The 24,827-nt window shown below is 37.1% G+C and carries 22 protein-coding genes and 1 other RNA gene; 4 read left to right on the forward strand and 19 right to left on the reverse strand.

The window, feature by feature from the left end:
* Positions 1 to 173 precede the first annotated feature (173 nt).
* The 3 genes from BTHG_RS20680 to BTHG_RS20695 form a co-directional block, all read right to left on the reverse strand.
* Positions 174 to 746, reverse strand: a complete 573-nt coding sequence (locus tag BTHG_RS20680; protein WP_010284008.1) for an isoprenylcysteine carboxyl methyltransferase family protein — start codon at positions 744 to 746, stop codon at positions 174 to 176.
* A 1-nt stretch (position 747) separates the two neighbouring features.
* Positions 748 to 1,836 (reverse strand): type III polyketide synthase, encoded by a 1,089-nt coding sequence (locus tag BTHG_RS20685; protein WP_026021916.1) that lies wholly within the window; start codon positions 1,834 to 1,836, stop codon positions 748 to 750.
* A gap of 346 nt (positions 1,837 to 2,182) precedes the next feature.
* Complete coding sequence (locus tag BTHG_RS20695; RefSeq protein ID WP_010284011.1) at positions 2,183 to 3,262, reverse strand: PRK06851 family protein; 1,080 nt, start codon at positions 3,260 to 3,262, stop codon at positions 2,183 to 2,185.
* A 675-nt stretch (positions 3,263 to 3,937) separates the two neighbouring features.
* Here BTHG_RS20695 and BTHG_RS20700 point away from each other — a divergent pair.
* From BTHG_RS20700 to BTHG_RS20710, 3 genes are all read left to right on the forward strand, one after another.
* Positions 3,938 to 4,093 carry a cytochrome c oxidase subunit 2A gene (locus BTHG_RS20700; protein ID WP_010284018.1) on the forward strand — a complete coding sequence of 52 codons (156 nt, stop codon included), beginning with the start codon at positions 3,938 to 3,940 and terminating at the stop codon, positions 4,091 to 4,093.
* 110 nt (positions 4,094 to 4,203) lie between these two features.
* A complete protein-coding gene (locus BTHG_RS20705) occupies positions 4,204 to 4,674 on the forward strand; it encodes a cytochrome c oxidase subunit II (protein ID WP_010284019.1) in 471 nt (156 codons plus the stop codon).
* Positions 4,674 to 6,326, forward strand: coding sequence for a b(o/a)3-type cytochrome-c oxidase subunit 1 (locus BTHG_RS20710; RefSeq protein WP_010284020.1), 1,653 nt, complete (start codon positions 4,674 to 4,676; stop codon positions 6,324 to 6,326). The genes BTHG_RS20705 and BTHG_RS20710 overlap by 1 nt, the downstream gene beginning before the upstream one ends.
* A gap of 85 nt (positions 6,327 to 6,411) precedes the next feature.
* Here the strand turns inward: BTHG_RS20710 and BTHG_RS20715 are convergent, their stop codons facing one another.
* The 12 genes from BTHG_RS20715 to BTHG_RS20770 form a co-directional block, all read right to left on the reverse strand.
* Entirely contained in the window at positions 6,412 to 7,929 is a 1,518-nt protein-coding gene (locus BTHG_RS20715; RefSeq protein WP_010284021.1) for a carboxypeptidase M32, read from the reverse strand.
* Between the two features lie 2 nt (positions 7,930 to 7,931).
* The gene (locus BTHG_RS20720; RefSeq protein WP_010284025.1) at positions 7,932 to 9,875 is read right to left on the reverse strand and encodes an ATP-dependent DNA helicase; all 1,944 of its coding nucleotides are present in this window, start codon (positions 9,873 to 9,875) and stop codon (positions 7,932 to 7,934) included.
* A gap of 108 nt (positions 9,876 to 9,983) precedes the next feature.
* Positions 9,984 to 10,169 carry a hypothetical protein gene (locus BTHG_RS20725; protein WP_010284029.1) on the reverse strand — a complete coding sequence of 62 codons (186 nt, stop codon included), beginning with the start codon at positions 10,167 to 10,169 and terminating at the stop codon, positions 9,984 to 9,986.
* An 89-nt stretch (positions 10,170 to 10,258) separates the two neighbouring features.
* Complete coding sequence (locus tag BTHG_RS20730) at positions 10,259 to 11,401, reverse strand: THUMP domain-containing class I SAM-dependent RNA methyltransferase (RefSeq protein ID WP_010284034.1); 1,143 nt, start codon at positions 11,399 to 11,401, stop codon at positions 10,259 to 10,261.
* A gap of 165 nt (positions 11,402 to 11,566) precedes the next feature.
* An RNA gene (rnpB, locus tag BTHG_RS26415) (RNase P RNA component class B) lies at positions 11,567 to 11,959 on the reverse strand.
* 73 nt (positions 11,960 to 12,032) lie between these two features.
* Positions 12,033 to 12,332, reverse strand: coding sequence for a cell division regulator GpsB (gpsB, locus tag BTHG_RS20735; RefSeq protein WP_010284036.1), 300 nt, complete (start codon positions 12,330 to 12,332; stop codon positions 12,033 to 12,035).
* Positions 12,333 to 12,426: 94 nt separating this feature from the next.
* The gene (locus BTHG_RS20740; RefSeq protein ID WP_026021917.1) at positions 12,427 to 12,984 is read right to left on the reverse strand and encodes a DUF1273 domain-containing protein; all 558 of its coding nucleotides are present in this window, start codon (positions 12,982 to 12,984) and stop codon (positions 12,427 to 12,429) included.
* A 125-nt stretch (positions 12,985 to 13,109) separates the two neighbouring features.
* Positions 13,110 to 13,358: a spore coat protein gene (locus tag BTHG_RS20745; protein WP_010284039.1), complete on the reverse strand. Its 249-nt coding sequence runs from the start codon at positions 13,356 to 13,358 to the stop codon at positions 13,110 to 13,112.
* Between the two features lie 423 nt (positions 13,359 to 13,781).
* Entirely contained in the window at positions 13,782 to 15,044 is a 1,263-nt protein-coding gene (locus BTHG_RS20755; protein ID WP_010284042.1) for a ribonuclease H-like domain-containing protein, read from the reverse strand.
* A gap of 11 nt (positions 15,045 to 15,055) precedes the next feature.
* Positions 15,056 to 17,338, reverse strand: coding sequence for a DEAD/DEAH box helicase (locus tag BTHG_RS20760; RefSeq protein WP_010284043.1), 2,283 nt, complete (start codon positions 17,336 to 17,338; stop codon positions 15,056 to 15,058).
* A gap of 118 nt (positions 17,339 to 17,456) precedes the next feature.
* Positions 17,457 to 18,923, reverse strand: coding sequence for a protein adenylyltransferase SelO (locus tag BTHG_RS20765; RefSeq protein WP_010284044.1), 1,467 nt, complete (start codon positions 18,921 to 18,923; stop codon positions 17,457 to 17,459).
* A 21-nt stretch (positions 18,924 to 18,944) separates the two neighbouring features.
* A complete protein-coding gene (locus BTHG_RS20770) occupies positions 18,945 to 19,817 on the reverse strand; it encodes a TetR/AcrR family transcriptional regulator (protein ID WP_010284045.1) in 873 nt (290 codons plus the stop codon).
* 154 nt (positions 19,818 to 19,971) lie between these two features.
* Here BTHG_RS20770 and BTHG_RS25530 point away from each other — a divergent pair, with 154 nt between their 5' ends.
* A complete protein-coding gene (locus BTHG_RS25530) occupies positions 19,972 to 21,477 on the forward strand; it encodes a DHA2 family efflux MFS transporter permease subunit (RefSeq protein WP_010284055.1) in 1,506 nt (501 codons plus the stop codon).
* Positions 21,478 to 22,120: 643 nt separating this feature from the next.
* Here BTHG_RS25530 and cspD read toward each other — a convergent pair.
* The 4 genes from cspD to BTHG_RS20795 form a co-directional block, all read right to left on the reverse strand.
* Positions 22,121 to 22,321 (reverse strand): cold-shock protein CspD, encoded by a 201-nt coding sequence (gene cspD / locus BTHG_RS20780; protein WP_010284057.1) that lies wholly within the window; start codon positions 22,319 to 22,321, stop codon positions 22,121 to 22,123.
* 133 nt (positions 22,322 to 22,454) lie between these two features.
* Positions 22,455 to 22,661, reverse strand: coding sequence for a cold-shock protein (locus tag BTHG_RS20785; protein ID WP_010284059.1), 207 nt, complete (start codon positions 22,659 to 22,661; stop codon positions 22,455 to 22,457).
* Between the two features lie 175 nt (positions 22,662 to 22,836).
* A complete protein-coding gene (locus BTHG_RS20790; RefSeq protein WP_010284061.1) occupies positions 22,837 to 23,796 on the reverse strand; it encodes an ABC transporter ATP-binding protein in 960 nt (319 codons plus the stop codon).
* Positions 23,797 to 23,811: 15 nt separating this feature from the next.
* Entirely contained in the window at positions 23,812 to 24,810 is a 999-nt protein-coding gene (locus BTHG_RS20795) for an ABC transporter ATP-binding protein (RefSeq protein WP_010284067.1), read from the reverse strand.
* Positions 24,811 to 24,827: the final 17 nt, after the last annotated feature.

Below are 24,827 nucleotides of genomic sequence, written 5' to 3' on the forward strand. Positions count from 1 at the left end.
GTTTTCTGGTTTCGTTTTGGATTCCCAACATTATGTAGGACGTGATACATCATAAAGCCATATATTCCAATTGTAAGTGCTACAAATAAAGTAAGCATTTATTCACCAGCTTTCAACTGATAGTGATAATTATTTTCATCTACAATCAAGTGTAACAGCAGTTTTCATTCTTTTCAATCTTTTTTTAACGTTTTCATGATAGTTGGAAGAACTCGACTTCGTAACATTCCAACCTCTTGATATTCTTCATGTACCCCCAATGCCCGTTCTTCGACAGGAATACGGACAGCCATCACAAGTAAGTTTAAAAATGAAAAAATGATTGCTGTGACATACGCCTGGAACAAGTAAGGAATGAGGATGAACTCCAATGCTACAATTATATAATTAGGATGTTTCACAAATTTATACGGACCTTTTGCTTGCACCTGACTTCTTGGCAGTATCATGATTTTCGTATTCCAAAACATCCCTAATGATTGCAGAGCCCATACTCTACCCAGCTGTGTTAAAGCAAAAAAGAAGAACAAAATTGGATAAAGTGCCGATAACTCTTTTCCAAAATAAACAACTTCAACGATAAGGGAAATAAAAAACAAAATATGGATGAGCACGATATATTTATAATGACCCTGCCCTACCTCAAAGCCACCTTGAGACAAAATCCACTTTTCATTTCTTTTGGCAATTCGTAATTCAATCAGTCGTTGGGAAATCACTAATGCAATAAAAATCCAAAATATCATCTTATTTCCTCCATTGTAAAAGGACTAACTCAGAGCTAAATCCTGGCCCTAGGGCTGTTGCAAGCCCATAATCACCTTCTTTACCTATCCGATTCTCCATAAATTCCTTTAATACATAAAGTACTGTTACAGAAGACATATTCCCTTGGTTTCGTAAAACCTTTCTAGCGATCTCTGTCATCGATTTTGGAATTCCTAGCGCGGTCTCATAGGCATCCAATACTTTTTTCCCACCAGGGTGGGCGATAAAATGTTTGATATTCTCCATTTCAAGTTGATTACCATGTAAAAATTCATCGACATTTCCTTTTAACCAAGACTTTACAATACTTGGGATGTCTTTTGAAAAGATTACATGAAGTCCAGTATTTTTAATGTCCCATCCCATCACATTTTCTGAATCAGCCATTAAAGTTGATTGGGAGGAAACAAAACTTGGTAGAAGGTCAGTTGTAGCATTATGCGTAACCTCATCGCCAACAATACAAACACATGCTGTTCCATCAGCAAATAAAGAGGTTCCAATCAAATTGCTTTTTGTGAAATCATTTTTTTGAAAGGTTAAGCTACAAAGCTCGATCGCGACCACAAGCACTACTGCCTTCGGATAAGCTTTACAATAATCAAAAGCACGCGCTAATCCAGCCGCTCCACCTGCACAACCTAGTCCCCAGATTGGGATTCGCTTCGTATGTGAATCAAAATCCATTTTATTCATAATTCTAGCCTCAATGCTAGGAGTAGCAATTCCTGAGCTTGAAACATAGAAAATCGCGTCAACTTCCTGAGGATTCATTTTTTTCATTAACATTCGGTTATTCTCTAAGCAATTTCGAATCGCTTCTGTTCCAAAAGTTACAGCTTTTTCAATATATGTATTATTTTTCTCTTCAAAACTGTGGTCTTTTGCATACCACTCTAAGGATTCGCTAAAATATCGTTCTTCTATTTCACTGTTGGCAAATACCTTAATAAGCCGGTCAATATCGGGGAAATGCTCCAAGAACAACTCCCTACTGAATTCGGTTGTTTTTGACTGATTGATTTTATGGGGGGGATTACAAATGCCAACTGAAATGACCTTAGGCATGGAAAAACCATCCTTTCCTTCAAAAGAAAAACGTAAGGTTACTTTTTCCAAATTTCCAATAAATATGCAAAAATTTACAATTAAACAATAAAAAAAGCCTTCCCACATAGCGGGAAAGCTCACGTTTCAAAGGAGTTGTTTTGTTGTTGTGCATTTATAGTATAACTCAAACTTTTTAAACATTCACTAGTTAAATTTTGGCTTCCGGCCGAAAATGACACATCGAATTTCTGCGTTGGCTACCTTTTTACGTTCCTCATGTATTAACTACATACGTTCCCGTACTCAAAGCTGCGCGGCCTTGAACTACTTGGTCCTTTTCATCCTCTTGATTGAACAAACACTTTTACAGTAATGTCTTCACTATTTCTTCTCGTTTTTTATCGATTGCTTCGAAATCCATGGCTGCTTTATAGTATTCTTCAAGCTTATCGTGAAGTCTTTTTGCCTCACTTAAAAAGTTGGTACCAATCGTCATTTTGTTTTTATATTCAAGATTAAGTTCATCGATTTCCTTTTTGAACGTATTTTCAATTTTAGGGTCCATACATAGAGCAAACATATCAATCACTTCATCTTGATCACGAAATGGGTCGACAACATGTGGTGCAGTTCCATCTACAATGGATACACCCAGCTTAGGAATAATGACCATATCAACACTTTTCGGATCAAATGCACAATGGAAATATTCAACCGACAATCCAAATTGCTCAGCATGCTTCCCGACTTTTTTCATCAATGTTGATTTGCCACTTCCAGGTCTTCCTTTTATAATATAACGTTTTTCATATTCTTCAGTGATATTATCGATAAAATTTACCGCACCCTTTGGAGTTGCAGCTCCGAAGAATCTCTTTCGTTTTGTTGGATTCTCCTCCGCTTCAAAAGACTTGCTAAATATTGTATCAATTAAATTTTGAAGAACCGCATCAGCCTTTTTAAAGTTCATAGAAGAAACATAAATATCCTCACGCTTTAGATGAACTTTCTTTGCTTCTGCAAATGTTTTATATGCATTTTCGTAGTTCTTTGAAATATCATCGGTTAGTTCAATGATTTCTTTTTTATATTTCTCTAAGTATTGATCATTGCGATATTGGCCAAGGTCAATAACCTTTTCAACTACCCCAGGGTATCTAGGCTCAATAACATGAGGTGCTGTTCCGTCTACAAATCCTAGCTTTCGCTCTGGAATAACAATCCCATCAATTGACTGATTATCAGAAGAACAGTGTAAGTATTCAAGATCATAGCCTTTATCCATGAACACAAGACCGATTTTTCGCATGAAGGTGGATTTCCCTGTTCCAGGCCCCCCTTTTAAAATATAAAGAGTCTCCAAACCCGCTAATGCCTCATCATACAATGAGTAAAAACCTACACTTGAATTGGTGCCTGCATAATAATTTTTTACTTTTGCCATATAAATTGCATACCTCCTTGTAGACATCCGCCTACATTAGAGTATGGTGGAGGTGTATAGAGTGTGAATGTAATCGTAAAATAAATACGCACTTTTTATAGAAAATTTCGTTATACTGAGATAACTACCTCTTTTCCTCCCATCAAAAAATCACTATTCGAAAATAGTGATTATGAAGACTTCTTATCATTCTTTTGTACATTAATATCAATTTGAGTAATCACACCATTTCCACATTTAAAACATCTTTCTCGATTATTAAGTAATAGCGTATGACATTTTGAACAGTAATACCTGATCATTTTCCCCACTCCCTTTTTCATATTCATATGTGTGCGGTTGCAAAGGTGCTAATCGAAATGTCACAAATCTTTCAAATATTTTCCTAACCAAATGTGATAAAAATCACTGTTTTACTAAGTTTTCACTATTAATATAGTGATTAGATTAGGAATGAACAATTTGTGAAATACGATAGAAGCGTCTAGATTTTAACAAATTGTTTTGTATGATGAAATTGTAAAAACCAAACTTATTCAGCAGGATTCGAACTCAGCTGAATAAGTTAGCCTCCGGCGGATGCCACGATTTTTTTTTCGAGCGAACTCGAAAAAAAAATCGGGCGCAAATCCGCTAAGGCGAATTTGAATTAATGCTTGAAGGGGGTCGTGAAGAATGGCAAAGACACAGCTTACAAAGACCAATCAGAAAACAAAAATTAAAGATGAAAGAACTTCCTTAAAAGGGACACTGGCATCGGTATTTTTACTTGGACTTTTCTTAATTTTATCTTGGCTTGGTGTCTATTTCTTGTTCTTAGATAGATTGTAAAAACACTTTCTACTTAGAAGAAAAGGCAAGACTTTCAAAAGAATGGCTTGTAATATTTTATGAAAAAACAGACAGAAAAAGAATGTGAAAATTCGAAAGGGGAAAAAGCCATGCATCTGCATAAATTTGAAAAAATATGGCTCATTTTTGGTATCGGAATTCTTATTATATTCCTTGCAGTTGTTGGTGTCGGCGCATTTGCTATGGGCCACCAACCAGCTAGTAATATCAAAACAATTGATCCTGAAAAGGTAGCTGAAACAGCACCATTTAATAATCCTGGACTTGTTCATATTAAAGGAAATAAATACGAGCTTAATCTCGTTGCTGAAGCTTTCTCATATACACCTAACACCATCCAAATTCCAAAAGATGCGGAAGTAACAATTAACGTAGCAACAAAGGACGTTGTACATGGTTTTTCAATTGCGGGTACAAACGTCAACATGATGGTTGAACCAGGGTATGTCAGTAGCTATACACAAACATTTTCTAAAACTGGCGAGTTCTTGGTGTTATGTAATGAATATTGTGGGGCTGGACACCACTTAATGATGGCAAAAGTTGAGGTGACCGAGTAATGGCGAATTCAATCGTTAAAGTAGACAAAAAAGATGCGAAATTAGCGATGGCTCATTTTTATGTAGCCTTCACTGCTTTACTTCTAGGAGGAACTGCAGGATTACTTCAGACACTCGTTCGTTCTGGAAAATTCACTTTACCTGCAGGAATTGGCTATTACCAATTGCTGACCGTTCACGGAGTTTTATTAGCACTCGTTCTTACAACTTTTTTCGCAATAGGTTTCTTATTTGCAAGTTTAAGTAAAACAGCTGGTACACTTTCTCCAAAAGTCCGACTTACAGGTTGGATTGGTTTTTGGGTGATGACAATCGGTACTGCAGCAACAGCAACTACAATTCTTTTGGGTGAAGCATCTGTTCTTTATACATTTTATGCACCATTACAAGCCCACCCTGTCTTCTATATCGGACTAGCGCTCGTTGTTGTTGGTAGCTGGATTAGTGGATTTGCCATGTTTGCTCACTTTGGCAATTGGAAAAAAGCAAATCCTGGTAAAGTCACCCCACTACTTAGCTATATGTCTGTAATGACAATGATTCTTTGGTTAGTAGCAACTCTTGGTGTAGCTGCAACTGTCCTGATTCAATTTATCCCATGGTCATTTGGTTGGGTTGATACGATAGACGTATTAATTAGTAGAACGTTATTCTGGTATTTCGGTCACCCACTTGTATACTTCTGGTTATTACCAGCATATATGGCATGGTATGTTGTGATTCCTAAAGTAATCGGAGGAAAAATCTTCTCTGATGCACTTGCAAGATTATCATTTATTTTATTTTTACTATTCTCAATACCAGTTGGATTCCACCATCAGTTGACTGAACCTGGTATCGATCCTAGTTGGAAATACTTACAAGTTGTTCTAACATTCATGGTTGTTATTCCTTCTCTCATGACGGCATTTTCTATGTTTGCTTCATTTGAAATGTATGGAAGATCGAAGGGTGCAACAGGTCTATTTGGTTGGTTTAGAAAGCTGCCTTGGGGAGATGCACGTTTCTTCGCACCATTCATGGGTATGTTAATCTTCATCCCTGCCGGTGCAGGTGGTATTATCAATGCAAGTCACCAGCTAAACCAAGTGATTCATAATACAATTTGGGTTACAGGACACTTCCACTTAACTGTCGCAACGACTGTATTGCTAACATTCTTTGGAATTGCCTACTGGCTCATTCCACACTTAACTGGACGTGTGATGACAAAAGCAATGAACAGACTTGCGATTATTCAAACAATCGTATGGACCATTGGTATGGCATTCATGTCAACAGCAATGCACTTTGCTGGATTACTCGGTGCACCTAGACGTTCTGCTTTCTCAACATACGGAGGTTCTGCCCAAGCAGCGGATTGGGTTCCTTATCAAATAGCACAAGCCATTGGCGGATCAATTCTCTTTATAGGAATCATTTTAGTCCTTGTCATTTTTGTTAATCTAGCCTTTTTTGCACCAAAAGGTGAAACAGAATTCCCTGTAGGTGAAGTGGCAGAAGAAGCAGAAAAAACACCAATGATCCTCGAAAATTGGAAGCTTTGGGTTGGGGTTTTAGCTGTTTTAATATTAATCGCTTATACAATTCCATTTGTCGATATGATCCAAAATGCACCACCAGGAGCAAAGCCATTCAAGCATTTGCTTTAAGCTAGAAAAGCGTAATTTGCTTTATAACTCTGTATATTAAAACATAAAAGCTACGCTAACATTTGTTAGCGTAGCTTTTCTCATCTTATAATTTATAGATTGCACTATACTTTTCTTCTAAATATTGGATTAAATAGTTTGCATTTAATCCCTCACCTGTAACATCATTGATAATTTCTAATGGCTTTTTCATTTTACCATACTGATGAATATGTTTTGTTAACCATTCTTTAATCGGAAGTAAGTTCCCCTCTTCTAGCAATTCATCATAGTTTGGTAAATCTTTTAGCATCGTATTTTTAAATTGAGCTGCATACATGTAGCCGAGTGCATAGGATGGGAAATAGCCAAAGCTGCCTCCTGCCCAATGAACATCCTGTAATACCCCTTTTGCGTCATTTTCTGGACGAATCCCTAAATACTCTTCATATTTTGCATTCCAGATTTCTGGTAAATCTTTTACTTCTATTTCATCATTAAATAATCCTTTTTCGATTTCATAACGTACCATGATATGCAAAGGATATGTCAATTCATCTGCTTCAATTCGAATTAATGATGGCTTTGATTCATTGATAGCACGATAATACTCTTCCACTGGAACTTGATCAAATTGACCACTTGCATATTCTTTTAATAACTCAAAATTATTCTTCCAAAATGGTAAGCTGCGTCCCAGAATATTTTCATAAAAGAGTGATTGAGATTCATGGATTCCCATTGAAGTTCCATCTGCTAGATTTGTTCCAACTAAATCTGTTGAAATGTTTTGTTCATAGAGTGCATGACCACCCTCATGGATGGTTCCAAAAACGGCTGTTCTAAAATCTTTTTCCACATAATTTGTCGTAACACGAACATCTCCAGGATTTAATCCAGTAGCAAATGGGTGTACGGTCTCGTCAAGTCGACCCGCTTCAAAGTCGTAACCCATTTTTCTTAGAATTTCTAGGCTAAATGCACGTTGCTTCTCTTTTGGAAATTCAGTAAATAGAAAAGAAGTTTCTGGCTTGTTATTTGATTCGGTAACAGCTTTGACAAGTGGGACAATTTTATCTCGTAATTGAGCAAACACTTTGTCGACTACCTCTACTGTCACGCCTGGTTCATACATATCGAGCAAGGTATTATATTTGTTTCCTTTATAGCCCCAGTAACCAATAAATTTCTTCGTGAATTCAACAAGCTTTTCTAGATAAGGGCGAAACATCTCGAAATCAGATTTTTCTTTTGCATCCTCCCAAACAGATTCAGCCTTCGATTGAAGGATGACAAACTCACGAAATTCATCAGCCGGAATTTTTTTGTTACGCTCAAAATCCTTTTGACATTCTTCAACTACTTTTTTCGTAATTTCACGAAGGTTATTTTCCGCCTCTGGAGTGGTTAATTCTTTTAAATAAGCCTCCATTTCGGCAGAGGTAGACATTGCAAAGACCTCTGACGAAAGCATCCCAATCACTTCAGAACGCTGCTCAACTCCCTTTTTCGGAGCTCCTGTACGTAAGTCCCAATACATAACACCAATGGCTTCATTATAGCTAGTTATCTTTTTTACTAATTCAAGAAAAGCTTCCTCAGTTTGTTTTAGTTGCTCAGTCACTTTTAATCCTCCCTTTGTTTACGTTCAATCTCTACGGGTAGTACATTTTTTATTTTATCGATGACTTCGTTTGAAATAGTATCTTCTACAAAAATACTAACAGTTCCTTCATCTTCACTTGAACGAATGAGTCGACCCACTCCTTGTCTCAAGCGTAATAGCATGTATGGTAAATCTACACGCTCATATGGGTTATCCTCCGTTTTTCGTTTCGCTTGAAAAACAGGATCATTTGGAGGAAACGGCAATGACCAGATGATGACGTTTGATAAGGATTGGCCTGGTATATCAAGTCCCTCCCATAATGAAACCGAGCATAGGATACTATGTTCATTATTTTGGAACTTGGAAACTAGTTCACTTATTTCTTGATCCCCTTCAAATAGCAGGTCATATTTTTCTGTCTTGCAGTTCTCTTTAAATGTTTGAAGCTCTTCCTTTGAATTAAATAATAGCAATGCTCGGCCATTTGATTTTTCAATTTCATTCCATGCAAATTTAAATTTGGAATGAAACAAATCTTGACTCGAAGGAAACATTGGCATTTGAATCTTCATCTGATTTTCATAGTCGAATGGTGATTCGACAGAAAATGATTGATAGTTCCTGATTCCTATGCTATTCGCAATGTAATCAAAGGATTTATTTTCGGATAATGTTGCTGAAGAAAAAATGAACGGTATCTCTTTTGAAAATACTTTTTCTGCTAAAATGGACTCAACTGCTTGTGGCATTATCACCAGGGTATAACTATCACCATCTGCCTCAGCCCAAGTGATTACATCATTTTCTTCACTAAACAATTTTAACGAATATTCAAGTTGATCCAAATATTCATCGACAATATGTAATTCGTATTGGTCAATGGTGTAGGTCTCTGCTTCAAACACGAGATTGTTTCCAATTTCAACTACCATGTCATACAGCTTTTTGGACTCAGAAATTAACCAGTTTGTTCGCTCAATATCCATCCGATCAGAGCCTTCGACTGTTTGACTGTTTCCTTGTAGACTCCTAAAAAGGTGATCATTTTGTTCAATTGTATCCTCAATTAGTTGAGCAAATTCTTCACGGATATCATTTTCTAATAGCCTTGTTAACAAAGACTCCAATGTTGTTTCTTGGACACGGTAGGTAAGTGCTTTTTGCGCAGAGAATTCTAGTAAATGACCTTCATCAAAAACGACACAGCTACTTTCGGGTAAAAATGGTAGCTGACCTTCTCTTTTTCTCGCTTCCATTGTCCATACATGCTCCATATAAAAATCATGGGAGCATATGATTAAATCAACCGCCTTACGGTAATGCTCTCTTGAAAGTGTTAATCCACAACGGTGCCGTAGCTCGCAAGAAAAGCAGTCCTGAAAGCTGTCCCATGCCACACTTTTCCATTCCTCATCCGCGAGGTTTGGATATGTTTTTCTATCCCCATAATGGTGGAATGTTTGCAAAGTAGAATGATTATGTACAAAGTCTGGTAACTCATTATAAATTTGCGCAAATGTTTCGTTTGTTGTTCGACGAGTGGCATTATCTAATTTCCGTAGACAAAGATATTGGTCCTGTGCTTTTGCAAGACGAACATCGATTTTAAGATCCAGAGCGTCTGCGATTTTCGCAATATCCCCTTCAGGCTTAACAAGCTGTTCGATTAAGGATTCATCTGCACATGAGATAATGGCAGGTTTTCTCATATATCTTGCATAACAAATCGCATATAACAGATATACAATTGTTTTACCAGTCCCTACCCCAGCTTCCGCGAACACAATTGATTTTTCCTTAAATGCTCTCTCCAACTGAAATGCCATAAAAATTTGCTCATCACGTAGTTCAAAACCTTTATCAGGTAAGATGTCATAAAAAACATCGCCAATCCACTCATTAAATTTATCAAAAAAATTTTCATTTCTAGAAATTTGAAAGGGCAACCTTTCTCCAATCATAGTAAAAACCCCCAAATCCAAGGTACACGCCAATATTAAATTATCTACTAGTAATCGTGCAAAGTCAATAAACGCAATAAAAAAACCCGCCGAAGCGAGTTCCTTTCTTCATTCATTTTTGTATCGTAATAAGTCAACATCAATTGCAGTTGAATGTGACATAGCTTGAAGAAGGTCGTCCTTTGCTTTTGCGATGGATTTAAGTGGAGCCATTTCCATTCCCATCTCCGTTTCAAGAACCCGATATGTATCATTCAAAACATCTTGGATTTTTTTAAAATCTAGGTAATTCATTGTTCTTTCACTCCTGATTTTTTGTAGACACCAATAAAGTATATGTCGTTTGGAGTGGAAGTATTCATGAATACTAAATAACCTATGTTTTAACGTTCTCTAGGTGGTCTTTTGCCCCAATACTGATAATAATCAGTTCGGATAAACCCATTAAACAATTTACGTTTTTTCGTTGCAGGTTTTCCGTATAACTGTTCAAACTCAGGGTGTGAAGTTAACATATAGACAGACCATGTATCATATGGACGAAGGGTTGTCCCCATTACGCGATACATTTCTTCCACAGCCTTCTTTTCTCCAAGTCTTTCTCCATATGGAGGGTTGCCAACAATCACACCATATTCTTTTGATGTTGTAAAATCGCTAACTTGCATTTGTTTAAAATGAACCAAATCCCCAAGGCCAGCTTCCTCAGAATTATCCTTTGCAATTTGAATCATGCGGTGGTCGATATCAAATCCGCTAATATCAAGAGGCTGATCATATTTTGCTAAATCCTCCACCTCTTGACGAGCTTCATTCCATCTCTTCTTTCCAATCCATTCCCATCCTTCAGATACGAAATCACGATTAAATCCAGGAGCGATGTTTTGTCCAATTAAAGCTGCTTCAATTGGAATTGTCCCAGAACCGCAGAAAGGATCGACAAATGGTCTATCGGGTGTCCAATTTGTTAGCATGACTAAAGTAGCGGCAAGTGTTTCTTTTAAAGGTGCCTCCCCTTGTCCTGTACGGTATCCACGTTTATGAAGTCCTACTCCACTACAATCAATAGTTAGTGTCGCAACATCTTTAAGTAAGGCAATTTCAATACGGAATAACGGACCTGTTTCCTCAAACCAACCAGATGTTTTACGGTAATGCTTTTTCATGCTTTCCACTACTGCTTTTTTAACAATACTTTGGCAATCTGAGACACTAAATAGTTTTGATTTCACGGATTTACCGATGACAGGGAACTCTGCATTTTCAGGTATCAAGTCGCCCCAATTAAGCGCCTTTGTTTTTTCAAATAGTTCATCAAAGGTAGTTGCCTTAAATTCTCCAACCTTCAGTTTGATACGGTCTGCGGTTCTAAGCCAAAGATTGCTGCGGCAAATCGCTTGTTCGTCAGCTTCATAGATAACTTTTCCGTTTTCAACCGTGCATTCATAGCCTAAATCCCGAACTTCTTTTGCTACAATTGATTCAATTCCCATCGCAGCTGTTGCAATTAGTGTTATCTTTCCCATTTACGTTCACCCTACCTATGTATGTATAGCTTTATAGTAAAAGAATAAAGAAACAAACCGTGTAAATCAAGATTTACTATCGTAAAAACATAAAAACATACAAAAAGCTCTTCAAAATGAAGAGCTTTGCTTCTTTATTTTTTTAAATTCGTTTTATTAATAACGTTCTGTAAGCCATGTTTTGTACCTTTGTACTTCAATCGGCATAACGAATGCCTCGTACTCCGGTGGTAATCATCTATCTACAGACGTCAGAACGCCTGTCCTTCTCCTTGTTCATTTCCAAAAGAGAAAGTGCCCCTACCATAATTTGGGTTTCTCGCTCGTGGGGTTTACCTCGTTCCACTCTTGTAATTTCTTACAAGACTTCGTCACTGTGGCACATTATAGGTAGTCAAACCATATCCAATTGGACTTAGGTTTTTTCCCTGCCGTTAGCAAAGCATGGAAGCCTCACTACCCTAGCTTATCGTTTCGCTAGGCACGAACACTACGGACATCTCAGACCGTGCGAGCATGGACTTTCCTCTGCAGGTTATGCAGCGATTACCCGAACGTTATTAATGTGTGCAAGAAATAGTATAGTAAAAAAACATTACGATTGCAAGTGATAACACACTAGTAAATTTTATCAATCATACAATTTACTGCCAAAAACGTGTTTTTCTAAGTTTGATAATCGTTTTAAAATATCAAAATTAGTTGTACCTGTTTGCGCCTGAGGTTGTTTTTTATAAGAGTCCTCAAGCTGCCGCTTTAAACGTAGATTTTCTTGTTGTAGTTCTTCAATTTCTTGGTAAAACATTTCATAATCTTTAATGATTACATCTAAAAATTTATCAACTTCTTCTTGTTTATAGCCTTTCATGCCTGTTTTAAATTCTTTTTCAAGAATTTGTGTCGCATTTAATTTTATTTTATCAGATAACATACCATTCACCTCTATAGACTTTCCCCATTATTCCTAATCCTATTTTTTCAAAAATTTTGTGTATTGTCAATTTAAATAGCAAATGCTACCAAGTTCAATACTCATTATTGGCGTATTGTTCTTCTTCAATGATTGTTTGAAGGTCGTATGCATTAATGGTAAATAGCTGATAGCCTTCATTTTCAGCTTTCTTTTTAGCTTCTGCAAAAATATAACGAGGACTACCATCCTTCTCCTCATCATAGAGAATTAGTAATGCATCACTTTTATCAAGAAAAAATGCATTTTTCAATCGGAATTGTGATGGGTTATCGTATTTCCGATTTGTGATGCTGTTAACATAGGATGCTTGGGACAGAATAAACTGATAGTATTCCTTGTTTGTTTCATTCCATTTCTCCTCTTGATCAAGAAATGGAGTAATAACAGCAAGCTTTAGCTCTGGATATTCCTCTTGAAGCTCATAAGTCATTTCCGCAGCCCAGAGCTCAACGCCAAGCTGGCCACTAATAATAACCCACTCTAATCCATCTTCAATTAGAGGGATCAACCTATTTTTAAGAGCCAGTTTGATATATCGAATTCCAGGATGGTCTTGTCCAAAAATGCCAAGTTCAAATGGTTTATAACCAGTGATTGCAACTACTTTAATCATGTCAAGACCCCCTTAATTATTTTTTCAAACAGCTTTACGAATCATCATATGTAAAACAGGAACCAATATAGTTCCTGTTGTTAACATCTTTATACGTTACATTTTTAAATTTCGTTATTTTTTTATCGACCCATAAATGGTCCCATTACTGGGCCTGGTGGTCTTGCTCCACAATTGAAGTGTTGATTTGTTACCTCCGTCGCAACAGATTCTGTGTGTGGGTAATAATGCATATGTTGGTACATATGGTGATTTATATGTTGCGTATGAGAAGGATGAATATGTGGAACAATTGTTTTACAGCAGTGGTGTTGAACACAGCATTTAGTTGGATGCACAATAGGTTGCATTACATTTGTTGGACAATACATTTATTTATCTCCTTTCCTTCATCTGTCTTACAGTAATAGCCTATGAAAGTAGGGATAGTCATGTACTAATCAAAACACCTATTTTTTTGAGGTTTTTAAAATAATGTAAATTATGCTACAACAAAATTTCTGCTTCAATCTCCTATTAAAACACCTTTTTTATGAAAAAAGTGCATATGAGCCGTCTTTTAGTCCAGTTAACACAATTACTATTAAAACAAGAACAAAAAAGTATAGAAATAAAATTTTCTTATACATTTACTCTCTCTCCATCTAAAATAATATTTCCTTTACACAAAACACTATTTTACATGGTATTACATCGTTCTACAACGACAAATATAGGAAGTTTGTAAATCTTCATAAAATCGACAAATAAAGCGCGAAAAAACGCTAAATTTGCGCTTGCCCGGGTAATATTTTCTAACTATTTTGAAGTTTCCTGGATATTCTTGCGATTCGTTTCTCAAACTCGCACTCTATCTTCATATTCTTTGTTTTATTCCCTGAGTTCTTCGACATTTGCCATTTTAAATATCCATTTTTGGTAAAATCCAGGGCAAGTTCGTAATCTTTTCGATGGTGCTCATAATATTTTGCTAGTTCTACACATGCCACAACTGCATCCTGATCATCACCACGCTCAGACACCTCAAAAAACAGCTTCATCGCTTCCTCCAGCTTTTTTTCCTTTTTTGAAAGAAAGGCAAGAGCAAGTTTTGCTTTCATCTCCTTATCTGAATCAACGTCAACGACTTGTTCATATAATTTCTGTGCCTTCGCAATTTCACCTAATGCCTCAAGCCATCTGGCTACTTCATATTTGTCAGATGTATGTTTATTCTTTTCATTCAACATCACCACACCTGATAAATGGATGTATAAAGTCAACAATGATAATATATCTATTTCGTTGTGGCGCATGACGCCAAAGATGCCATCTGGCACTTGATTTTCCACGAAATCAAAATAAAGAATTGGAGCTAAATATCCCGGGACATCACCATCGCGTTTGATATCTAGGATTTCTTTCTCAACATTTGATAGTCTTACAGAATCAAGTTTGTTTTTCCAGAGTCGCCTAGCCGCATGATACAAATCAAAGTGTCCAAAATCAGGCAAGTTGGGAAGTGCATCCCGTATCAATGTATGCCTTGTTTTTACTTGTGGCCAATCAAAAGATTTTCCATTATATGTCACAAGTGTTGTATAATCGACACTTGAAAGAAAGCTTTGATAAAGGGCCACCTCGCTACCTGGATTTGGTAAAAAATGTTGGGTAAGAACAACGCGATCCTCATGAACCCTTGCATGCCCTAATAAAAAGATCGTGTTACCTGTCCCCCCACCTAAGCCTGTTGTTTCTGTATCAAAGAAAAATAAGTCTTCAAGTTGATGTCCTTTAGCAGACAAAGGATGCTTTAAAGAAGAAGAATCCCACATTTCGATTACATCGTTTAACTTAGAAAACGAATATAAGCCGTGCTGATAATCTAAAGGATACTCCACTTTACGAACCATACAATATGTGTCATCGAAATAAAATGGTTCTGCCCCAAACTCTTTCCACTTATCGAGAAAGGGAATTTTTTCCAAAACCACAGAAGAACTAACAGGCTTTGTTTTTACCTCTTCCTCTTTGACAATATGACTTTTTAATCGATTTAATTTTCCTTTAATCGACATCATAATACTCCTTACTGTTTTGAAGCTTGTTTTAGTTTAGAAATTAATGTAAGAGCATCAACTTTTGCTCGTTCATTTAACACATCTGTTCCTATGCATGAAGGACATCCAGTCTCACAAGAACAGCTTTGAATCATCCGTTGCGATTCATTAAGAAGATTCTCCATCACATCATAGACTTTTTCGCTCAAACCAATTCCACCTGGATAGCGGTCATATAAAAAGATTGTTGGCTGCTCATTGTGTACAGCTTTCACCTGCGGTACCACATGTAAGTCAGACGGATCACACATTGTCATTAATGGAGCAACATGCCTCAAGACATTTGCAACACCAACTAGTCCTTCCTCAATCCGTTCATCCGTTATTCCCTCAAGTTCTGACTTTTTTAGGCTTATCCATGCGGAGGATGTGTGTAACTCCTCTTCTGGTAAATGAATCGGGCCAGAGCCAATGTTTTCATGTGTTTCAAATTTTATCTTTTTAAAAATCGTCGCCATCGCTTGAACGGATACATCGCCAAAGCCAATTTCTAGTTTTTCATTTGTGCGCTGTTTATCCACCTCTAAAACGCGGAGACTAACAGCTAGGTTTGCATCGGTATAATAATCGACATCCACTTCCCTCACAAATGCTTTTTTCTCTTCCCAATCTAACTTCTCAACCTGAAATTGAACACCTTGATGTAAATAAATCGCTTCATCATGGAGCAATGTCATCGCACTAAAACGGTCCATTTCACCAATGACTTTCACGGCTGCTATATCAGTTTGGTCAATGATTACAACATTTTCTTGTGAGGCTGAACGTAGGCTAATGTTGTGGGCTGGAAAAGAATCATTCATCCAGTACCATTTGTCACCATTTTGATGAAGAACCCTCTCTTCTGTTAAAAATTCTAAAATATCTTCAAGGTCTAAGTCGCCAAATGTATCACCTGATTTAAACGGTAATTCATAAGCAGCACATTTAATATGGTCAATTAATATTACAAGATTATTAGGATTAATTCTGGCTGTCTCAGGATTTCTACTAAAAAAGTATTCCGGATTTTGAATCATAAATTGATCAAGTGGATTGGAGCTTGCAACCATAAAAATCACGGCCTCCCCTTGACGTCGACCTGCACGGCCTGCTTGTTGCCACGCACTTGCAATTGTTCCTGGGTAGCCTGTCATGATACAAACCTGTAGTTGGCCAATATCCACTCCTAATTCAAGGGCATTTGTACTAATGACTCCGTAGATTTCACCATTCCTAAGACCTTGTTCTATTTCTCGTCGTTGCTTAGGTAGATAGCCTCCACGGTATCCTCGGATTGCTTTCGGACCAATCTTATGTTTCACAAGTTCCTGTAAGTATGTTAGGATGATTTCCACCCTTACCCTGCTTCTTGCAAAAACAATCGTTTGAATTTTATTTTGTAAAAATTCGCTCGCTAGTTTCCGTACCTCAAGTGTTGCACTTCTTCGAATGTTGAGCGGTTTATTGACAATCGGTGGATTGTAAAACACAAAATGCTTCCTACCTGTTGGTGCACCGTTGTTTTCAATTAACTCCATTGGGGTTCCTGTCAAGTTTTCAGCTAGTTCTTTTGGATTCGCAATTGTAGCTGATGTACACATAAAAATGGGATTACTTCCATAAAATTTGCAAATCCGTTTTAACCGTCTAATTACATTTGCCACATGGCTACCAAACACTCCACGGTATGTATGCAACTCATCAATTACAACGTATTTTAGGTTTTCAAACAATGAAACCCATTTTGTATGGTGCGGTAGAATTGCGGAATGTAGCATATCTGGATTAGTAATAACGATATGGCCTGCTTTTCTAACCTTTTGACGGATATTCGCCGGTGTATCACCATCATATGTATAGCTATTAATCGCAACTCCCATTTCCTCGATGATTTCATTTAATTCACTTTTTTGGTCCTGTGCTAACGCTTTTGTAGGAAATAAATATAATGCACGTGACTTGTCATTTTCCACAATCGTTTGTAAAACCGGAAGATTATAGCAAAGTGTTTTTCCAGATGCTGTTGGAGTCACAGCGACAAAATTTCTACCACTTCTGGTTACTTCATAAGCGGAATACTGGTGAGTATACAGTTGATGAATCCCTCTTTTGTCCAATGCTTCTCGTAATCTATTATCAATGGATGCTGGCATATCCATGGATTTGGCCGAAGTCGCCTCTATCGTATGCCAATGCACAATGTTATTCGCGTATTGTGGGTTTTCTTTTATGAAATTAATGGTCTCTTGGATATTCTTTCGAAATTTCATTTGAATCACCTCAGGGTTTCTATTACCTATTGTACAGAATAAACGTTCGTTTTTGAAGTGATTACTTCTGGTATTTTTATCATAAAAAATAGACACACCAAAAATGGCGTGCCCGTTCTCAGGTTCCACAGAATGTCTGATATGGTTTGTTTGAAGGTTCAGGTGGTTTTGCATATTCAGCTTGCTCTGGTGAGTGTGCATATGGATCTTTTAATACTTCTAAAAGCTTCCCCATAACACTGTAATCCCCTTCAGCAGCAACCTCCAATGCTGCTTCAACACGATGGTTTCGTGGAATAACAGCTGGATTGGAAGAACGCATCAATTCCTTTATCTTAGTTTCTGATTTCTTCTGTCTTGATTGTCTTTCCTTCCATTTTTGCAGCCAATTTTCAAATTCATTCTTGTTACACATCATTATGCCGTCTAAATGATCAAAGGTTAATGCAGCAAAAGTATTGGTATAATCTAAACTGTTTGTTTTCATAAGTTCTAGGAGTTCTTCAATAAGCTCCTTATCTTCTTCCTCTTGATTGAATAAGCCAAGTTTTGCTCTCATTCCATTCAACCAATTATCACGATATATCCCATTATATTTTGTAATTTCATCCTGTGCTAATTGGAGTGCCTTCTTTTCATTTTCATCTAATAAAGGTAAGAGGCTTTCTGCAAACCTAGCAAGATTCCAGCCGCCAATGTAGGGCTGATTCCCATAGGCATAACGTCCCCCCGTATCGATTGAGCTGAACACAGTTCCAGGATCATATGTATCCATAAAGGCACATGGACCATAATCAATCGTTTCCCCACTTATTGCCATATTATCGGTGTTCATAACGCCATGGATAAAACCTACAAGCTGCCATTTCGCAAGTAAGGCTGCTTGACGATTAATCACCTCACGTAACAAAGCTAGATAAGGCTTATCATCATCTTTAATTTCTGGATAATGTCGCCGAATTGTATAATCCGCAAGAAGCTTTAGTTCTTCTCTTTTTCCTAATCCTGTAATGAATTGAAATGTACCAACACGAATATGACTTGACGCAATCCGTGTGAGAATCGCTCCTGGTAGGACTGTTTCTCGATAGATTGGTTCTCCTGTTGTTACAACGGCTAAACTTCGAGTAGTGGGAATTCTTAGTCCATGCATGGCCTCACTAATGATATATTCACGAAGCATCGGCCCTATTGCAGCACGGCCATCACCACCTCGTGAGTATGGAGTGCGACCTGCACCTTTTAATTGGATGTCAAAACGTTCTCCCGTTGGAGTAATTTGTTCACCAAGTAAAACCGCACGACCATCTCCAAGCATCGTAAAATGACCAAATTGATGTCCCGCATAGCTTTGCGCAATTGGTTTAGCACCATTAGGAATTTTATTACCTGCAAAGACCTCGACACCACCCTCCAGTAATCCCCTAACATCTAAGCCAAGTGATTCTGCTACATATTTATTGAAAATGACAAGTTCAGGTTCATTTACTGGAGTTGGATTTACTTCCGAATAAAATTCCTTAGGTAATCGTACATAACTGTTATCAAAATTCCACCCTATTTCACTTTTCGTAATCGTAAACACCCCTTTCTTACTTTCTTAGTATTAATGAATTCTTAAATAATACCAAAGGAAATTTGTAAAAGTATTTACCTCCGCCTCCAATTCAGTTTGTACAAAAGATTTTTGAAATGGTTGTATTAGAGGCTGAAGGACACTTTTTCGAAGCCTTTCCCGTTGTAATTCCGAAACAATCGTATCATATAAATCTTGCTGATCGGTTGTAAATGTTGTTCTTTCTTCTAGATTCTTTGCTAGATCTACCAGTTCATCAAGAGATATAACCTTTCGATCAATTCTCGCTTGTAAAAAATGAAGTGAAGATGGGTCAAGCAATGTTCTACCATTTTTATTCATAATAGGAATAATGGCTTCCAAATATGATAACAACACTTGGACGGTCCGATGAATCGATTGTGTACTATTTGTAATCTTTAATGTAAATAAGATATAATGCATCATTCCATAAAAAAGAATGGAAAGCTCGAAAGCAAATTGCCTTATCTCTTCTCCATAAACTTCAATGAATCTTCCCGCTAACCATTCTATTTCATGGATACGGTGATGCATGACCAATTTTTTTAGTTCCACTTCATTCGAATTTAAAATGGCTTCAAAAATGGTGTTAAGATTTCGTTCTTTATTTAATTGAGTTAAAATCGATATTTGTTCAATTAAAATTGTTCGGTCCGTTTCATCTTTTCCAACCTGCATATGCATGCGAATTTGGCTGGCATCATATCGTAAGCCTTCCAAAATTTCAGCAATACAATCGTTTTTATTTGAAAAATAATTATAAAATGTACCTTTTGAAATATTGGCTTGTTCAATAATATCCTGTATCGATGTCTGTTGAAATCCTTTCTCAACGAATAATTTCAATGCTACATCTGCCACTTTTCTCCTACGCTGATTCATACGCCCTCCACTAGCATCCTATTTATTCCAAGTAACCAATTTATTTGCTATTACTAGCATATTATACCGTAAGTATAAAAACATTGCACAAATTGAACTTGTGGTATAAAATCATTCAAGTAAATAATTTCGAACGAAATGAGGGGAAAAAATAATGGGTACTACTTTACAAGAAAAAAAGCCTCCATATCTGATGTTAGCGATACTTTTTGTTGGAGCATTTGTTTCATTTTTAAATAACTCATTATTAAATGTTGCTTTACCATCTATTATGATTGATTTAAATATTGAGAATTACTCAACTGTACAATGGCTTGCAACAGGATATATGTTGGTTAGCGGTGTTTTAATTCCTGCTTCCGCCTATTTAATCACACGGTTTTCGAACCGTAGCTTATTTATTACAGCAATGATCATTTTCACTCTTGGTACTGCTATGGCAGCATTTGCACCAAACTTTAGCGTATTAATTGCGGGACGCATGGTTCAGGCAGCTGGTTCCTCCGTAATGGGACCATTATTGATGAACATCATGCTTGTAAGTTTTCCACCAGAAAAACGTGGTACGGCAATGGGCGTTTTTGGATTAGTTATGATTACTGCACCTGCAATCGGACCAACTTTATCTGGTTATATCGTAGAGAATTATGATTGGCGTTTATTATTTGAAATGATATTACCACTTTCTGTTATTAGTTTAGTCTTAGCAGTTTGGAAATCTACAAATGTTATGGAAGTAAATAAAAATGCAACGATCGATACTCTTTCAGTCATCCTATCAACAGCTGGTTTTGGTGGATTATTGTACGGTTTTAGTTCTGTAAGCAATGATGGCTGGACTGACACACTTGTATTAACCTCTTTAATCATTGGAGGGATTACACTCATTGCGTTTATTTTACGCCAACTAAGAATTGAAAAACCAATTCTTGATTTAAGAGCTTATAAATATCCAATGTTCGCACTTGCATCAGTAATTGCGATTGTTAACGCAGTTGCGATGTTCTCAGGAATGATTTTGACACCTGCATATGTACAAAGTGTTCGTGGAATTTCCCCATTCGAATCTGGATTAATGATGCTACCTGGGGCCATCGTGATGGGAATCATGTCTCCAATTACTGGTAAACTATTTGACAAGTTTGGTCCACGTCTCTTATCAATTATTGGACTTATTGTTACTGCAATTTCAACTTATTTATTATCTCATCTACAAATCGATTCATCTTATACCTATATCATCACAACATATACACTTCGTATGTTTGGTATGTCAATGGTAATGATGCCGATTATGACTAATGGTTTAAATCAATTACCAGCAACATTATACCCGCACGGAACAGCCATCAATAATACAGCTCAACAAGTATCTGGTTCAATTGGTACAGCTGTATTAGTAACGATTATGAATAGTGTGGCTAAGTCAGAAGGTGAGAGTCTAATCGCCAATGTGGATCCAACTACTTTAACTGAAAGCACTCAGGCTCTAATTGCTCAAAAGGCTTTACTTGCAGGAATTGATTATTCCTTCTTAGTAGCCCTAGGTATTAATATAGTTGCTTTAGTGTTAGCATTGTTTATTAAACGAGTAGATGTAAGTAACAAGGACGTTCGTAGGTCTGAACCAGCAAAACCGGTTAAGGCCATAACAAATTAATCATTCCCCCCTAACAATGTTTAGGGGGTTGACTTATTATGTGGTGCAAAACTGTAAATCGCAGACCAAATCAATTTGCAAATCAAATTAACATTACAATATATTTTTAAATGGCCTAGAGATTGAAATATCTTTAAGCCTTTTTTACATTTTTTCACGAAACCACCCGTAAGCGTACAAATTCATTAGTTGCTAAAGTGGGTTTGATAAATAAACGGAGAAATTTCTTTTATTTAGAAGAAAGTACTAAAAATAGCCTAAATAGATGGCGAGATTCATACTATTGATTCCAAAAACGGGTAAATGGTTAATTTTTCTTTGCCTAACCGGAAATTCTCAGCTTATATTCCCCGCTCCAATCTCAATTTTGCAGTTTAACCGAAAAATGTCCAATTATTTTGAGTATCACTCGATAAGAGTTCGTATGTCTAAAAATGCGTTAAGGGGACCTTCGCGATGTTTAAGGCTAATACATCTACGGGGTAAGTCTTCTCACCCCCACTAATCCTGAGGGGGTCTACATGCCAGTAGAATTTACCCATTGGAATTAAATCCATTAATCCCTTTAATCCCAACATAATCCACGAAACACAAAAAACAGATTCTATAAAAGAATCTGTTTCGACGGTTTATTTATGGTTCATTATGCTTTTTGGACATTAGCAGCTTGAGGACCGCGGCTACCTTCTTCGATATCGAAAGTAACTTCTTGACCTTCTTCTAACGTTTTGAACCCATCACCTTGGATTGCTGAGAAGTGAACGAATACATCGTCTCCACCTTCAACTTCAATAAATCCAAAGCCTTTTTCACTGTTAAACCATTTTACTTTTCCTTGTGCCATTTTGCTTCCTCCTATGTAATGCAACAAATATGTTGCAAGGTAATGCATGAATTATTATATCCATAGGATAAACTTTTATAACATGAATTATATATTTTTTAAAAAAAGTTTCTTTTTGGAGGAAACATTTATTTTACGCTAAAGAACTTTTATTGTGATTGTTCACAACTTGCAATAATCGTGTATTTGTCTCCATTTCAGATCCACACAATGGACAATTTGGTTCCTGAGTGCTTTTAAAATTATCTCGTACCCATCCATTACATTCCTCAGATGTGCACTCCCACACCTTTGTCTCCTCAGTAACAATTTCTTCGACTGGTCTTCTTCCAAAAGCCATTCAAATCATCTCCTTTGTATTGGTTGGCACGAAACTTTCCAAAACAGTTACAAAATAAAAAACTTATTATAAAAAGTTGTTCAATGAAAAACCCCTTATAATAAGCATTACTATTAATTTATCTCTGTTAGTAAATATTATACCACTTTCTGCCTATATTTGTAAAACGAAGGTATTAAGAATCATACAAATGACAGGCTGTGAAATGAGATGGTTTTACTTCCTTCCACTGTGGGACCTCGGTAGCACATCTTTCCATCGCATATTTACATCTTGTTCGAAACACACAACCAGACGGTGGAGATAATGGACTAGGCACCTCTCCTTCTAACACAATCCGATCACGTTTTACAACTGGATCTGGGATTGGGACTGCAGACAGCAAGGCCTTTGTGTATGGATGAAGCGGGTCATCGTAAAGAGATTCGCTATCTGAAAGTTCCACCATGTTTCCTAAATACATCACAAGAATTCGATCTGATATATATTTTACCATTGATAAATCGTGAGCAATGAATAAATACGTTAAGTCCATTTTGTCTTGCAAGCTTTTTAACAGATTAACGATTTGCGCCTGTATCGATACATCTAAAGCTGAGATTGGTTCATCACAGACAATAAATTTAGGATTAAGCGCCAAGGCCCTTGCAATTCCAATCCGTTGTCTTTGTCCCCCACTAAATTCGTGTGGGAATCGATTCGCATGCTCTGGACGCAAACCGACTAACTCTAAAAGCTCCTTTACTCGGTCTTTTCTTTTTTTCCCTTTTACAACTTGATGGATATCAAGTGGTTCCCCAATAATATCCTCAATCTTCATTCTAGGATTCAATGATGCATAGGGGTCCTGGAAAATAATTTGAACATCCTTGCGAAGCTCTTTCATTTCTCTGGAGTTATACTCGTATATATTTTTACCTTCGAAGTAGACCTCACCTGCTGTTGGTTCGAGTAAACGAATAATCGTTTTACCTGCTGTTGATTTTCCACATCCGCTTTCACCAACAAGACCAACCGTTTCCCCTTTGTTTATGAGTAAGTTTATATCATCAACTGCCTTTAACGGCCTCTTTTGAATTGAAAAGTATTTCTTTACATGCTTCACTTCAACTAGTGCTTTGTTTTTCTCAACCACTGGTAGACCTCCTCCTTAGACGAAATTCATACGATTCTTTGCCATTGGATGATTTAGCCAACAAGAACTGTATTGCGTCGGACTAACACCCTCATATTCCGGTTTATGTTCAGCACAAATTTTCATTGCCATTTCACACCTTGGAAAGAATGAGCAACCCTTTGGCGGGTCTAGTAAGTCTGGAGGAGTTCCAGTAATCGTCGATAGTTTTTCATGCTTATCCATGTCAAGTCTGGGAACTGACTTTAATAATCCCTTCGTATACGGATGAGTCGGATTTGAAAAAATCTCCTCTACACTACCCGTTTCAACAATCTCGCCTGCATACATGACAACTACCTTACTGCACATTTCGGCTACAACTCCAAGATCATGCGTAATTAAGATAATCGAAGTATTTGTCTTCTCTCGCAAGTCCTTCATTAGCTGTAAAATTTGTGCTTGAATGGTTACATCAAGTGCAGTAGTAGGTTCATCAGCAATTAAAAGCTTTGGCCTGCAAGCAAGAGCGATTGCAATCATTACACGCTGCCTCATTCCTCCAGAAAATTCATGTGGATATTGATGGATTCGCTTTTCGGGCTGAGGAATGCCTACTAATTCTAGCATTTGGACAGCATGCTCAAGTGCTTTCTTTTTTGCTATCTGTCTATGGCGCATAATTCCTTCTGCAATTTGAATTCCTATCTTCGTCGTAGGATTTAAGGACGTCATCGGATCTTGGAAAATCATCCCGACTTCATTCCCTCTTATTTTCTCCATCGCATGTTCTGACTTTTGGACAATATTTTCTCCATTCAAAATGATAGAGCCGTTTTCAATTTTTGCTTGTGGAGACGGGAGAAGTCGCATAATTGATTTAGCGGTCACACTTTTACCACAGCCGGATTCGCCAACAATTGCGATTGCTTCCCCTTTTTCTACTGAAAAGGAAACCCCTCTTACCGCCTTAACCTTGCCGGCACTTGTATCGAACGAAACATGCAAATTATTGATTTCTAATATATTTTCCACCGAATCTTCCCCCCTAT

The organism is Bacillus timonensis, from assembly GCF_000285535.1.
Lineage (GTDB): Bacteria > Bacillota > Bacilli > Bacillales > Bacillaceae_L > Ferdinandcohnia > Ferdinandcohnia timonensis.